Origin of the sequence: Nocardiopsis sp. MT53 (assembly GCF_019598965.1) — a bacterium.
In the GTDB taxonomy this organism is placed as follows: Bacteria; Actinomycetota; Actinomycetes; order Streptosporangiales; family Streptosporangiaceae; genus Nocardiopsis; species Nocardiopsis changdeensis.
Map to the genome: position 1 here is coordinate 4954134 of NZ_CP080599.1, position 13594 is coordinate 4967727.

Below are 13594 nucleotides of genomic sequence, written 5' to 3' on the forward strand. Positions count from 1 at the left end.
CGACACCGGTAATTCCCACTGTACTGGTGGGGAATTGTGCCCCCGTTCCCGGGGTGCGGCTCCGGACCCGGGTGGCCCCTCGGCACCTCGGTGAGCCCGGCATCCCAGTTGGGGTGGGGGTCGCGGCGCGCGCGAAGGCGTCGTTCCGCACCCCTCGATCAAGGGTCAACGCTCCGTCAAGGGCGAATCAGCCCCGAGTTCACTGTGGTGAAAGTCACCCGCGCGGGCCGCCCTGTCCCAGTTCGGCCTTGACCGAGGCCGCGTAGCGCGCGACCCGCTCCTGCCCGGACAGCTTGGCGATCGCCTCCATGATGGCGTCGGTGGCCTCTCTGCGGGGCTTGGCCCGGTCCGCCCGGCCCTTCCACGGGGACAGGTCCACGGGCTCCCCGAAGCGCACGCCCACCCGGTTGAACGAGGGCACCTTCCGCCCCTGCGGCAGGATCCGCTCGGTCCCGGCCAGCGCCACCGGCACCACCGGGACGCCGGTCGTCAGCGCCAGCCAGGCCAGGCCGGTCTGCCCCTTGTACAGGCGGCCGTCCGGTGAGCGGGTGCCCTCGGGGAAGATCCCGAAGACCTCGCCGCGCTCCAGCACCTCCAGGCTGTTGTCCATGGCCTCCTGGGCGCTCTGCCCCGGGCGGCGGTCCACCGACAGCTGGCCGAGGCCGCGCAGGACGCGCGCGAACGTCCGGCGCGGCAGCGTGCCCTCGTCGAACAGCTCCTGCTTGGCGATGAACCGCACCGGCCGCGGGCAGGCGACGCCGATGAACAGCGGGTCGATGAGCGCCAGGTGGTTGGCGGCCAGGATCAGCCCGCCCCTGCGGGGGACGTGGTGGGCGCCCTCGGCCTTCACGGGCCACATCATGCGGGTCGCGGGCGCGACGACGGCCTTGGCCGCTCCGTACAGTGACACCATGAAGTGGACCCTTCTCCGTGCGTGATGCGGGTTCGCGGTGGCGGGGATCTCCACGGCGCCGCCGCGTTCACCGACCTTACCGGGCCCGCGGAGCGGACCGCCGGGCCGAGGCGGGGCGAACGCCTCCGGGGGGTTCCCGGCGGGCACCCGGAACAGCAAGATGGTGGCGTGGGTCACACACGCTAGGCTCATGGTCTAGACCTCTGGTGCAGCCCGGGGGTCGCGCACCGGACACGCTCGTGAAGCGAGGAAACAGCCATGTCCAAACCGGTCGACGTCAGCCACCAGATCACCGACGGGATGACCACCCGCCCCGGTCTCCCTGAACCGCACATCACCGAGGGCTCGGCCGCCCACGGCGACGGGGGCGGGGTCACGATGGCCGGTGCCACCGGCACCTACGTGGAGATGCCCGCCCACCGCTACCGCGACGGCGCGGACCTGGCCGACCTCGACCTGGACCGGGTGGCCGACCTGCCCGGCGTGGTCGTCGACGCGGCCGGCGCCCGCCAGATCGGCCCGGAGGCGTTCGCCGGCCTGGACCTGCGCGGCCGGGCCGTGCTCGTCCGCACCGGCTGGGACCGCCACTGGCGCACCGAGTCCTACGGAGACCACGACCACCCCCACCTGACCGAGGCCGCGGCCAAGACCCTGGTCGAGGCCGGGGCGGTCCTGGTCGGCATCGACTCCGTGGGCGTGGACGACACCTCCCCGGCCGCGGAGGGGGCCCGCCCGGTACGGGCGGTCCTGCTGGCCGCGGGCATCCCCGTGGTCTCCCACCTGTGCCTGCTCGGCGAGCTGCCCGCCGAGGGCTTCCGGTTCTTCGCGGTCCCCGCCAAGGTGCGCGGACTGGCGGCCTTCCCCGTCCGCGCGTTCGCCCTGGTCGACTGAGCCGGGGGACGGCCGCCCCGGGCCCGGCGGCCGCCCCGCCTCACAGGTCGGCGTCGAGGTCCCCCTGGGCCCGGCGCCGCTCCAGCTCGGCCCGCTTCTCGGCCTCCAGCCGCGCCGCCCGCTCGTCCTGGGCGACCGCGCCCGCCATGGCCGTCGACAGGGCGCGCAGCTCCATGTTGATCCGCGGATGGGCGGGCAGCCGGGGCAGCGCGCCCAGGCGCGGAGTGCGCCGCTCCTCCATCGCCGAGATCAGCTCGCGGAACGCCAGGTCCACCCGCTGCAGGGTGATCGTCCCCACCGGCTCCGGGTTCTCCAGGGCCAGCGCCGACAGCGCCAGGTACCCGGTGCGCTGGGTGGCCACCACCACCGGCCACAGCGGCTGTGTGGAGGCGGCGCGCGGCACGTCGCCGATGGCGCTCTCGTAGACCCCGCGCAGGCTCACCAGCGCCGCCCGCATGTCCCGCCGCAGCTCGTAGCGGAGCCGCCCGTCGATCACGGTGTCCTGGTCCAGCACCGCCGCCATGGCGCGCCGGGCCTCCTCCAGCACACCGACGATCGACTGCGGCAGCCGCGTCGCCGACGCGCCCCGCCACAGCAGCATCGCCCCGGCCAGGCCCACCAGCGACCCCACCACGGTGTCGATGATGCGGGTCTCGGCCAGCTCGGTGATGGGGTGCGGCGCCGCCGTGTACGACAGCAGCAGCGCCATCGGGGTGAGCAGCACCGAGCCGTAGAAGAAGTTGCGGCCGATCACCAGCTGGGCGGCGCCCTGGAACAGTCCCGCCAGAACGATGACCCCGGCCAGCGGCGGGTTCGCGGCGATCAGCAGCGCCCCGATGACCACGCCGACCAGGGTGCCCAGCGACCGCTGGACCGACCGGTTGAGGGTCAGCACCACGTTGCCGCCCTGCAGCACGGCCGTGGTGGTGATGCCCACCCAGTAGGAGTTCTCCAGGCCCGAGGCCAGGGCCAGCGCGCCCGCCGCCGTCACCGTGATCCACATGCGCAGGGCGGTGGGCCGGATCAGCGAATCCTGGCTGAGGCTGGAGCGCAGCGCGCCCCACAGCGCCGGGTAGCGCTCGTCGTGCAGGTTCCGGGCGCGCTCGTCGTCGTCGGGCCCGCCCGCGTCGCGGCGCGCGGCGGTGGCGGCCCGGGCCATCAGCCCGTACAGGCGCGCCTCCAGGGAGCGCGGGCGCATGCCCCGGCGCAGCCCGTCCAGGTCGGCCGGGTCGGGCGCCTTCTCCGGGGCGGCGACCGCGGCCGCCATCCGCTCGGCGAACGCGGCGGCCTCGGGCGGCAGCGGTGTGGGCCGGGCCATGCACACCTGCGTGGTGGCCAGGTGGATGTCGGAGACCCAGCGCAGCAGGGAGCGCAGCCGGGCCGCCTCGTCGCTGGTGCGGTAGCCGCGGGTCTGCGCCAGCAGCACCAGCCGCCAGGCGTCGGCGACCGCGACCGAGGCGTCGTGCTGGGCGTGGTCGAGCTCGGGGGTGCCCACCGCCCGCAGCAGCACCGCGAGCTTGCGGTACGCCCCGGCGACCGCCTGTCGCTCGGGCTGGCGGGCGCGCACGAAGACGCCCGACATGGACACCGCCCAGCCCACCGCCGCGCCGGACGCGGCGATGGCCGCGTGCAGGGGGACGTCGGCCAGACCGCCGGGGACGATGGTGGAGATCGCGCCGACCAGCACGAAGAACATGGGTCCGGGCTTGTCCACCCGCCAGGCCGCGCAGACCCAGGTGGCCAGGCCGGCGGTCAGCCCGATGGAGAACACCGCCGCCCACGGGGACAGGGCCGAGGCCAGCGAGCCCAGGGACACGCTGATCACGAACCCCACCCCGACCAGGGCGAGCGCGGCCGCCCGGTAGGCGTAGGGGGTCTTCTTCTCGTACAGGACCGTCATGGAGCCCATCGCCGCCAGGGTGGCGACCTGCGGGCCGAACAGCCACGCGGCCAGCGCGAAGGAGACGGTCATGGCGATCGCGGCCTGCGCCGCGGTGGTCCAGGCCCAGGTACCCGATTCCAGCCCGAAGACGGCGCGCAGGTCCACCCGCGGCCGGGGGCGCTCGCCGACGGCGACGCGCCGGGGGCCCGGGTGCGAGGTGTCGCCCACGTCGAGGGGTCCGGTATCGCCCGTGGTTCCCAGATCTCGCACGTGCCCCATCCTAGACCGGGACGAATCGGTACTCATGTCCCAGGGGACGCGCGGCCCCCGCGCCCGGGTTCGGCCTCGCGCCGGTGTCGTGGGCCACCCTCCGGCCGCAGCCGGGTGTCCCGGGCGCCATCGGGCCGGTCGGCCGGTCCGCTGATCTGCCCCAACGCTGCGGGGGTGGCCGCCCGCACGGTGCGGGGTGTCTTCGGACACCCCCGGCACGGCCCCGCCGTCCCGGTGGACCGCCGCCGGGCCGCCCGGCCCTGCCCCGCGCGCGTGCATGCGGCCCGCCCGAGGCGCCCTGATGCGCATCATCGTGACCCCCGCCCCTGCACACGTGTACGCGGCCGGCGGGAGCGGCGGCACGGGACCGAGCCCGCGCGCGGGCGCCGCCCGCGGCGTCCCGGCGGTGCGCCGGTGTCCGGTCACCCCTGGGAGGGGGCGGACTCCGCGGGGCGGGCCAGTGCCTCGTCGCGCTCGGCCTCGGCGCGCTGCGCCCGCTCCAGGGCGCGGTCCCGGGCCTCCTCCGCCAGGGCCAGGCGGGCGGCCGCGGCCTCGCGGGACTCGGCCAAAGTCAGCTCGGCCGCGCGCCGCTGCGCCGCCAACTCCCCGGTCAGGCGGTCCCGCTCGGCCACCGAGCGCTCCAGTTCGGCGGTGAGCCGCTCCCGCTCGGCCACCGCCGCCGAGCGCTCGGCCTCCAGCGACCGCTCGATCCGGCCGAGCTCCGCCTGGGAGCGCTCGCGCTCGGCGGCCAGCGCCTCCTCCGCCCGGCGTGCGCTCTCTTCGGCGCGCTCGGCCCGTTCACGCTCACCGCGGGCGGCGGCCAGCGCCTCCTCGCGCTTGCGGGAGTGCTCGGCGGTCTCCGCCCGCAGCCCCTCGGCCTCGGCGTGCGCGTGCTGCAGCCGCCGGGCGGCGTCGGCGCGCTCGCGCCCGGCCTCCTCGCGCTGCTCGGACAGGCGGCGTTCGGCGTCGGCCAGGCCCGCGTTGGCCTCCGCGACGGCGGCGTCGCGCTCCATCAGGGCGGTCCGCGCCTCCCGCTCGGCCTCCTCGCGCGCGCTTTGAGCCTCGTCCCGGCGGGCCAGCGCCTCCTCGGCCATGCGCTCCGCCTCGGCGGTGGCGGCGATCGCCGAGGCCGCCGCCTCCTCCGCCGCCCGGCGGGCCGACTCCGCCTCGCGGCGGCGGTTCTCCGCCTCCAGCCGGGCCGCGTCGGCCTCGGCGGCGTGCCGGGCCCCCGCCAGCCGGGCCGCCTCCACCTGGGCCTCGGCCGCGGCCGGGTCGGTCATCGTCGTGAACGCCTCGGTGGCGGCCCGCAGCGTCTCGGTGAGCTGCTCGCTCTGCACGGCGAACCGGGTCAGCAGGTCGTCGGCGCGCAGCCGGGCCGCCGTCACCGGCTCGGTCGAGGCGAACCCCGGGGCGGCCGGGCCGGCCGGCTCCCGGGAGGCGCGCGCCTCGGCCTCCTGCCGCTCGGACTCCTGGGCCTGGCGCTGACGCTCCTTCCAGGCCCGCCACCGGGTGTGCTCGGGCAGGTCGCAGTACTGGGGAGGCCGCCCGGGGGAGGAGGCCCGGGGCACCGGGCGGTCGCAGCCGGGGAAGTTGCAGGTGTTGGAGTCGGAGGTCGCCACGCAGGCGAGCGTAGCGTTTCCGGGCCCGCCCGCGCCGGGGTGTGTCGCGCCCGCGCCGTGGTCCCGGGCCGCTCCCTCCCTTGTCCGGGGCGGCGGGCCGACGGACAATGCCCCCATGCCGACCTCCCAGCGTGACGGCGCCGATGCGCGAAGCCTCCTCGTGCGCCTGGACCGTTTCTCCCATCTGCCCGAGGCGCGCGCCCTGCGCGACCGGGTCCGCGACCGCCTGCGGGTCCGGCCCGGCGACACCGTGGTGGACGTCGGCTGCGGCGGCGGCCGGGCCACCGCCGAACTCGCCGCCGCGGGCGTGCGGGCCGTCGGTGTGGACCTGGACCCCGCCATGCTCGACGCCGCCCGCGCGGCCCACCCCGGAACGGACTTCCGCCACGGCGACGCCTACCGGCTGCCCCTGGACGACGGGTCCGTGCACGGCTACCGCGCCGAGAAGGTCTACCACTCCCTCGACGACCCCGCCCGCGCCCTGGCCGAGGCACACCGGGTGCTGGCCCCGGGCGGACGCCTCGTCCTGCTCGGCCAGGACTGGGACGCCTACATGGTCGACTCCGACGACCCCGGCACCACCCGGCGGATCGTCGCCGCCTACGCCGACACCATGCCCGACCCCCGCGCCCCGCGCCGGCAGCGGGCGCTGCTGGCGGAGGCCGGGTTCACCGACATCTCGGTCGAGGGCCGGGTCGTGGTGTTCACCGACGCGGACGTGGTGGGGATGCTCGTCGGGTTCGCCGACACCGCGGCCCGTACCGGGGTGATCGACGGGGAACGGGCCCGGGCGTGGACGCGGGAGCAGCGGTCCCGGGCCGGGGAGGACCGGCTCTTCGTCGCGGTCCCCTTCCTGCTGGTCGGCGCCGTGCGCCCCTGACCGGCTTCAGCGGGGCCGGACCAGCGCCCGCACCCCGACCGGTTGCAGCGCCAGCGCCGGCCGGGGCCGCACCCGTTCGGGGCGCACCGGCTCCAGCCGGACCCGGGAGCACAGCGCGGTCGCGATGACCTCCACCTCGCGCAGGGCCATGGACGCGCCCGCGCAGCCGCGTGGACCCGCGCCGAACGGGAAGTAGGCGTGCCGGTGCCCGGGCCGCCCGCCGTCCAGCCAGCGTTCGGGGAGGAACTCCTCCGGGTCGGGGAACCACCGCCCGTCCCGGTGCACGACCCACTGGCTCAGCCCCAGGGTGGTGCCGGCGGGGAGCGTGTACCCACCCGCCTCCAGGGGGCGCACGGTCTCCCGGCTGATCACCCAGGCCGGCGGGTACAGGCGCATCGCCTCCTTGGCGGCGGCCGCCGCGAAACCCGGCTCGGCCATCCGCTCCGCCGCCTCCGGCCGGCCGCCCAGGGCGTGGAGGAGCCAGGTCAGCGCGTTGGCGGTGGTCTCGTACCCCGACATCAGCAGCGTGGCCAGCTCGTCGCGGACCTCGGCGAAGGGCGGGCCGTCGGCCAGCAGCCTGCCCAGGGCGTTGTCGTCCTCGCCGGCGGGGTGCTCGGCGATCAGGGCGGCGAGGGTGGTGTCGAAGTCGCGCAGGGACCGGCGCAGGTCGCGGTTGGTCCTGGTGGGCAGCCACATCGGCAGGCGCGGGGCCGAGGTCAGGCGCATGATCGCGGCCACGGCCCGGATCAGGGTCTCGCCGCGCGCGCCCAGGGGGCGCCCGGCGAGGTGTACGGCGCCCACGCCCATCGCCAGCCGGGACATCTCGTCGTGGACGTCGATCTCCAGGCCGTCGTGCCAGGTGTCCACGAGGCGTGCGACGCCCTCGCGGGCGGCGCGCTCCAGGCCCTCCAGTCGGTCGCTGCGCAGGGCCGGGCGCAGCCGGGCCCGCTTGCGCTCCCAGTCGGCCCCCTCGCTGTTCATCATGGCGAGGGGGAAGCCCATGGGACCGCGCCGGGTGGCCGCGCCGATCTTGGCGACCAGGCCCTCGCGGTCCAGCAGGACCCGGCCGATGTCGTCGGGATGGGCGAGCAGCACGTTGGCGGGGGTGAGGGAGACGACGTCGCCGAACTCGCGGGCGGCCGAGGTCAGGAAGCCCAGGGGGTCCACCGCGTAGTCGGCGGCGTTGGAGGAGGAGCGCCCGCCCCGGGGACCCGGGGGAGCGGAGGAGAGGGGGGTGGGGGCCGCCATCGCGTCCTTTTCCGGGCGGGGCCCGCACCGCCCGGGGGGCGGTACGGGCCGGGTGTGACGATCCGGGGCCTGTGCGGCCTGGCGGTGGGCGCCTAGTAGTAGATGTAGGGGCGGGTCAGGCGCGCGGCGTCGATGAGGCGCAGCTTGGCGGCGATGCGGTAGGCGGCCTTCTTCACGGGGGGTCTCCTTCCACGGTGTGCTCCGGTCCCCTGTCGGTCCCGGGCGACGCGAAGAACGCTAGACGGCCGGTGACGGAGGGGGACAGTGGCGCGACGGTGAGATAACCCTGCGCGCGGGGCAACCCATTTCTGTTGCCATAACGTCACCCGCCGTCAGGGCCTGGGGGAAGGGGCGGACACGGCGACGCCCCCGTGCCCGGGGGCACGGGGGCGTCCGCACGGCGGAGGAGCGCGGTCAGTCGTGGGCGCCGAAGCCGTCGACGCGGCAGACCATCGTGGTCACGAAGGGGCGGAAGCCCTCCGTCTCCAGGAAGCTGATGTCCTCCGAGGCGGTGGCCAGGGCGGAGAACTCGATGTCGCGGATGCCCATGGCGGCCAGCTGGTGGCGGATCTCCTCCAGCAGCTTGGAGCCGACGCGGGTGCCCGCGTACTCCGGGTCGATGGCGAAGGTCTGCACGACCGCCACGCGCTCGCCGCGGTCCCAGGTGCCCTGCGGCCCGGGGCGCAGCGTCACCATCGCGTACCCGGCCGGGTCGTCGCCGTGCTCGGCGAGGATCGCCAGCGTCTCGGGGTCGGCCATCCACTCCAGGTACTGGGTGCGGCGCCGGCGCCAGGACTCGTCCATGCTCGTGGTGCTGATGATGTCGGACAGGTGCGGGGCGTTCCGGGCGTGCTGCTGGTGGAGGGCGCCCCACAGGTCCGCGAGTTCCTCTACCTCGTGAGCGCCCAGGTAACGGAAGCCGAGCACACCGATGTCGGTCGGTCGAGGTTTGGTCATCAGCGAATTTTGCATGTTCTTCTCACCCGTTCCACCAGCATTGGGTGCTGATCCCTGGCGCGCACGGGGTGCGCGCTCTTGGTTGAGCTGTGACCCTGACTGTACGTGCCGGTATCTACTGGAACGTTCATGACACGGGGAAAGAGCTGGACGACATCACTCTGTGGAAAGAAGTTAGGTTTTTCTTCTCAAAATGTCCGGAGGGTGGAGTTGGACGTTGTGCAGCGAATCACTGTCCTTGGGTGAGTGAAATGTCGGAAATCACCCGGAAACCTGAGTGTGCTCGCCTACATTGGGAGCCATGATCGACGTTCGGCGATTGCAGCTCCTCCACGCCCTGGCGCACCACCACACGGTGGCGGCGACGGCCGAGGCGCTCAGTGTCACCCCGTCGGCGGTCTCCCAGCAGCTCGCAGCCCTGGCCAAGGAGCCCGGGGTCCCCCTCGTCGAACGCCAGGGCCGCCGCTTCATCCTCACCGGCGCCGCCCGGGTCCTGCTCGAACGCGCCCCCGCGATCTTCGCGGAGATGGAGCGCGCCGGAGCCGACCTGGCCGCCTACGCCGAAGGGGACCGCGGCGTCGTCCGCGTGGGCTCCTTCTCCACCGGGATCAGCGACCTCATCGCCCCCGCCCTGGCGCGGCTGCGGGTCAGCCACCCCGGGTGGTCCTTCGAGGTGGTCCAGGCCGAGCCCGAGCAGAGCGCCGAGATGGTGCGCTCCGGGCGCCTGGACGTGGCGCTCACCATGTCCACCGGCCACCTGCCGGCCGCCGGGGACCCCGACTTCCGCACCGACTCGGTGATGGTCGAGCTGTTCGACGCGATCCTGCCCTACCAGCACCCGCTGGCCACCCGCAACGGCCTCCACCTGTCCGAGGACCTGGCCGCGGAGGACTGGATCATGTCCGCGCCCGGCACCGCCTGGCACGAGTGCGTCACCGCCGCCACCAGCCAGGCCGGGTTCCAGCCGCGGGTGGTCCACACCGTGGACGACTTCAGCGCCGTGTTCGCGCTGGTCCAGGCGGGGCTGGGCATCGCCCTGATGCCGCGCCTGGCCTGGACGGGCATCAACACGCCGCAGATCGTCGTGCGCGGGGTGCGCGACACCGCCCGGCGCCACATCATCGCGCTGTCGCGGGCCGGGTCCACCCCCGAGCCGTTGCTCACCGCGGTGCGCGAGGCCGCCAGCAAGGTGCCGGTGCCCTCGGTGGGGCCCTTCGCCATCGCGGGCTGACCGCGGGGCCGGGGACGGACGAGGGCGGCCGGCTCAGGCCGGGGCGTCGGGCGCCTCGGGCAGCGGCGGCACGTCGTCGAGCACGTCCTCGGCGGCCTGGTGCAGGTAGCGCGCCAGCACCCGGATCGGCCGCCAGGCCCAGCCGCCCGTACGCCCGGCCAGGTACACCTGGCGCACCCCGCCCAGCTCGCCGAGCGGGGCGTGGGCGACCCCGCGCCGGGTGGCCGCCGACAGCCGCGGGACGACCCCCACGCCCACCCCGGCGGCGACCAGCTCCTCGAACAGTTCGAGGTTGTCGATGCGGTGCGTGATCCGGGGCGTGAACCCCGCGTCGGCGCACATGCGCTGGACCAGGGCCTCCTCGTCCCCCCGGTAGGGGCTGGCGATCCAGGCCGCGTCGGCCAGGTCGCGCAGCCGCCGCCGGGTGAGGGTGCGGCTGTCCGCCCCGGCCGAGGGCTGGGACAGCAGCAGGCCCTCGGTGCCGATCGGCTGCACCGTCAGCGTCCCCGGGAAATCCCGGGGGAGCAGACTGTACTGGTACACCACGCCCAGATCCGCGCCCCCGTTCTGCAGCAGGGTGAGCGCCTGCTCCGACTCGTACTCGGTCAGGTGGATGTCGATGCCCGGGTGGTCGTGGCGCAGCCTCCGCAGCGCGGGCAGCACCACGGGGGCCGCGCTGGTGTACATGACCAGGTCGACCCGGCCGATCGGCTCCCCGTCGCCGTCGAACTCCGCCCGGGCCGCCTCCACCCGGGCCAGGATGTCCACGGCGTGCTCGGCCAGCCGCCGCCCCGCCGGGGTGAGCCGCACCCGCCGCCCGTCCGCCGCCAGCAGGGGGACGCCGGCCTCCCGCTCCAGGACCGCGAGGTGTTTGGAGACCGCGGAGGTGCTCATGCCGGTGACCTCGGAGACGGCGACCATCGTGCCCAACCGCTCCAACTCGACGAGCAGGCGCAAACGGGTGAAATCCATCCACTGAAACTACATGGTTCGTCAACCAATGGTTCGTGGACAGAAACAGACGACATGCTTCACATTGGTCGGGTGATCCGCTCCTTCCTTCCCTCGCTGCGCCGTGCCCGCCTTCAGGTACCGGCGCCGTTCATGCTGCTCATCGGCATGTTCACGCTGCACACCGGCAGCGCCTTGGCCGTCACCGCGTTCGCCCAGGCGAGCCCGGCCACCATCACGTGGCTGCGGCTGACGTGGGCCGCGCTCCTCTTGACGGCCCTGGGCGGTCGCTCCCTGTGGCGGGCCGTGCGCGAGGCGACGTGGCGCCAGCGGGCCGCGGTGGTGATCCTCGGCACAGCCAGCGCGGGGATGATGATGTTCTACTCCGAGGCGACGGCGCGGATCGAGCTCGGCACGGCCACCGCCATCGAGTTCCTGGGAACGCTGGTCGTCGCCGTGGCCGCCATGCGGCGCCGCCGCGAACTCGTGTGGATCGCCGCCGCCGTCGCGGGCGTGCTCTGCCTGACCCGGCCCTGGGAGGGCGAGCTCGACCTGCTCGGCGTGGGCTTCGCCCTGGCGGGCGCGGTGTGCGTGGTGTTCTACATCGTCCTCACCCAGAAGGTGGGCGCCGGATTCGGCGCCGTCCACGGGCTGGCCCTGACCATGGCCGTCGGCTCCCTGGTGACCGCGCCGTTCGGCGCGCCGGGGGCGTTCGCCGAGCCCGACCCGGGGCTGATCCTGTTCACGCTGCTCATCGCGCTGCTGTTCCCCATGGTGCCGTTCCTGCTGGAGATGGTCGCCCTGCAGCGGATGACCCGCACGGCGTACAGCACCTTCTCCAGCATGGAGCCCGGGGTGGCGCTGGTGATGGGCCTGGTGGTCATCGGCCAGGCGCCAGCCCCGTTGCAGATCGTCGGCATGGCGCTGGTGGTCGTGGCGGGCATCGGGGCCACCCGGGGCGAGCGGAGCGGCCGCCCGGCGGTTCCCGAGCGCGTGCGCGAGCGGCGCCGGGCCGTGCCGGGGGAGGAGTCCGGTCGGACCGTGGAGCCCGGAGAGGTTGTGGCCCCCGGTCCCGTCGCGCCCGCCGTCCCCGGGGAGGGGTCGGAGGACACCCCGACCGCCGCGGCCCCCGGCCGGGCCGCCTGAACCGGCCCTTCGGCGCGTACCTTTCACGAGGGCGGACGGCGCGCCGAAGGGCCACCCACCGGGAGCCCCTGCCCGGCGTCGCCCCGACCGGCCCGCGCACGTGTGTGCGGGCCGGTCTTCTTCTCCCCGCCGGGCGCCCGGGACCGACCGTCCCGGACGCCCGGAGAGAAGGCCGGGAGCGGCTCAGTGGCGTTCGGGGACGAGGGGGTGCTCTCGGCCAGTGCGCGGTGGCCCACGGCCGGCGCCTCGCCGAGGAAGCCGACTCCCAGGGCCGACTGCACGGGCCGGGCGTCCGGGGCCATGCCCAGTGCCGCCGCGGCGAGGTCGAAGGCGGCCATGGCGAGGAACGTGCCCACCACGTACACGAAGGTGCCTCCCGTGTAGCGCTGCCACAGGTGGCCGTCGCGCTCGAAGACCACGACGGCGCGGCCGCGCACCGCGCCCAGCGCCAGCCCCAGCGCCGACGCCACGGCGGTCCACGCCAGGTCCGCGCCCGAGGCGGTGCCCCGGTCCGGGAGCGTTTGGACGCCGAGTCCGGTCAGGACCAGGGCCGCCGCCTACAGCTCCCGGGCCCGGAGCTGTTCGCCCTGGAACCGGCGGACGATCACGGCGACGTGCCCGCCCCGGTCGCAGGTGGCGCGCACCAGGTCCCGGCCCGGCCGGTGCCAGTCTGCCGCCGCCGGTGGCCGATTCCGGCAGGGGACGGCCCGGACCCGGCGGACGATCACGGCGACGTGGACGCCTCGGTTGCAGGTGGCGCGCACCAGGCCGCGGCCTTGCCGGTGTCGGGCTACCGCCGCCGGTGGCCGGTCCCGGTAAGGGAGGGCCCGGACTCCGCGGCGGGGTCAGTCCCCGGGGCCGCTCGTCGGCGCCGGTTCCAGGGCGGTGCCCGCGGCGATCTCGCGCAGCGCCGCCACGTGCCGCTCGAAGGCGGCCCGCCCCTCCTTGGTCAGCGTCAGGGAGGTCCGGGTGCGCCGCCCCACGGTGAACTTCTGCACCTTCACGTAACCGGCGTTCTCCAGCACGGTGACCTGCTTGGACAGCACCGAGTCGCTGACCTCCACCGTGTCCCGCACCAGCCGGAACTCGGCGCGGTCCACGGCGGCCAGCGCGGCGACCACCGAAAAGCGCACGGGGGAGTGGATCACCTCGTCCAGGCGGTTGCGCGGGTGGTTCATCGTGGGTTCCCGCTCTGCCGTAGCGCCACGTAGGCGACCGTCAGGGGCGGAACGCAGCTCAGCAGCGCACCCGAGACCCACCAGGCGGTCACGCCGGGGAAGAGGTTGATCCCCACCACGAGGGTGACCAGGTAGATGGCGGTCCAGGCGCCCATCATGCCCAGGTGCAGCACGCCGAGGTTGCGCGGCTGCGCGGGCCGGGTGAGCGCGTAGGTGAGGAGCAGTGTCAGCACCACGGCGAAAGCGCCCATCGTCCACGGCAGCGCCTGGGGAGAGGGCAGCAGGCCCAGCGCCAGGATCAGGGCGCAGCTCATCGCCGCGTACCCCACGCCGAAGACCGCGTACCAGCGGCCCTGCCCGCCCATGCGGGCCTTGAGGGTCTCCGCCTGCTCGAGGGCGTCCAGTGCCTCGTCCTGCCGCATATCCCA

The 13594-nt window shown here is 75.1% G+C and carries 15 protein-coding genes; 4 read left to right on the plus strand and 11 right to left on the minus strand.

The annotated features are described in order from the left end of the window. Window positions 1-214 precede the first annotated feature (214 nt). Window positions 215-910, minus strand: coding sequence for a 1-acyl-sn-glycerol-3-phosphate acyltransferase (locus K1J57_RS21885; RefSeq protein ID WP_220565699.1), 696 nt, complete (start codon window positions 908-910; stop codon window positions 215-217). A gap of 261 nt (window positions 911-1171) precedes the next feature. On the opposite strand from K1J57_RS21885, the gene K1J57_RS21890 reads away from it, so the two are divergent. Then, window positions 1172-1804, plus strand: coding sequence for a cyclase family protein (locus K1J57_RS21890; protein WP_220560470.1), 633 nt, complete (start codon window positions 1172-1174; stop codon window positions 1802-1804). A 40-nt stretch (window positions 1805-1844) separates the two neighbouring features. Here K1J57_RS21890 and K1J57_RS21895 read toward each other — a convergent pair whose 3' ends face one another. Together K1J57_RS21895 and K1J57_RS21900 are read right to left on the minus strand one after the other, a co-directional pair. Continuing rightward, a complete protein-coding gene (locus tag K1J57_RS21895; protein WP_220560472.1) occupies window positions 1845-3965 on the minus strand; it encodes an FUSC family protein in 2121 nt (706 codons plus the stop codon). Between the two features lie 413 nt (window positions 3966-4378). Beyond that, window positions 4379-5575 carry a hypothetical protein gene (locus K1J57_RS21900; RefSeq protein ID WP_220560473.1) on the minus strand — a complete coding sequence of 399 codons (1197 nt, stop codon included), beginning with the start codon at window positions 5573-5575 and terminating at the stop codon, window positions 4379-4381. Window positions 5576-5690: 115 nt separating this feature from the next. Between K1J57_RS21900 and K1J57_RS21905 the strand changes: the two genes are divergently transcribed. After that, window positions 5691-6455: a methyltransferase domain-containing protein gene (locus K1J57_RS21905; protein WP_220560474.1), complete on the plus strand. Its 765-nt coding sequence runs from the start codon at window positions 5691-5693 to the stop codon at window positions 6453-6455. A gap of 6 nt (window positions 6456-6461) precedes the next feature. Here K1J57_RS21905 and K1J57_RS21910 read toward each other — a convergent pair whose 3' ends face one another. From K1J57_RS21910 to K1J57_RS21920, 3 genes are all read right to left on the minus strand, one after another. Further along, on the minus strand, window positions 6462-7703 hold the full coding sequence (locus K1J57_RS21910) for a cytochrome P450 (RefSeq protein WP_220560475.1): 1242 nt from the start codon (window positions 7701-7703) through the stop codon (window positions 6462-6464). 92 nt (window positions 7704-7795) lie between these two features. Continuing rightward, window positions 7796-8029 carry a cittilin family RiPP precursor gene (locus tag K1J57_RS34195; protein WP_220560476.1) on the minus strand — a complete coding sequence of 78 codons (234 nt, stop codon included), beginning with the start codon at window positions 8027-8029 and terminating at the stop codon, window positions 7796-7798. Between the two features lie 88 nt (window positions 8030-8117). Further along, window positions 8118-8660 carry a GNAT family N-acetyltransferase gene (locus K1J57_RS21920; RefSeq protein WP_220560477.1) on the minus strand — a complete coding sequence of 181 codons (543 nt, stop codon included), beginning with the start codon at window positions 8658-8660 and terminating at the stop codon, window positions 8118-8120. A 301-nt stretch (window positions 8661-8961) separates the two neighbouring features. Between K1J57_RS21920 and K1J57_RS21925 the strand changes: the two genes are divergently transcribed. Then, complete coding sequence (locus tag K1J57_RS21925; RefSeq protein WP_220560478.1) at window positions 8962-9891, plus strand: LysR family transcriptional regulator; 930 nt, start codon at window positions 8962-8964, stop codon at window positions 9889-9891. Between the two features lie 33 nt (window positions 9892-9924). Here K1J57_RS21925 and K1J57_RS21930 read toward each other — a convergent pair whose 3' ends face one another. Continuing rightward, window positions 9925-10863, minus strand: coding sequence for a LysR family transcriptional regulator (locus tag K1J57_RS21930; RefSeq protein ID WP_220560479.1), 939 nt, complete (start codon window positions 10861-10863; stop codon window positions 9925-9927). Between the two features lie 72 nt (window positions 10864-10935). Between K1J57_RS21930 and K1J57_RS21935 the strand changes: the two genes are divergently transcribed. Next, the gene (locus tag K1J57_RS21935) at window positions 10936-11988 is read left to right on the plus strand and encodes a DMT family transporter (protein WP_220565700.1); all 1053 of its coding nucleotides are present in this window, start codon (window positions 10936-10938) and stop codon (window positions 11986-11988) included. A gap of 23 nt (window positions 11989-12011) precedes the next feature. Here the strand turns inward: K1J57_RS21935 and K1J57_RS21940 are convergent, their stop codons facing one another. From K1J57_RS21940 to K1J57_RS21955, 4 genes are all read right to left on the minus strand, one after another. Continuing rightward, complete coding sequence (locus K1J57_RS21940) at window positions 12012-12458, minus strand: hypothetical protein (protein WP_220560480.1); 447 nt, start codon at window positions 12456-12458, stop codon at window positions 12012-12014. 87 nt (window positions 12459-12545) lie between these two features. Then, window positions 12546-12752: a hypothetical protein gene (locus tag K1J57_RS21945; protein ID WP_220560482.1), complete on the minus strand. Its 207-nt coding sequence runs from the start codon at window positions 12750-12752 to the stop codon at window positions 12546-12548. An 81-nt stretch (window positions 12753-12833) separates the two neighbouring features. Beyond that, a complete protein-coding gene (locus tag K1J57_RS21950) occupies window positions 12834-13166 on the minus strand; it encodes a transcriptional regulator (RefSeq protein ID WP_220560484.1) in 333 nt (110 codons plus the stop codon). Beyond that, window positions 13163-13588, minus strand: a complete 426-nt coding sequence (locus tag K1J57_RS21955) for a hypothetical protein (protein WP_220560485.1) — start codon at window positions 13586-13588, stop codon at window positions 13163-13165. Before K1J57_RS21955 ends, K1J57_RS21950 begins: the two co-directional genes overlap by 4 nt. Between the last annotated feature and the right edge of the window lie 6 nt (window positions 13589-13594).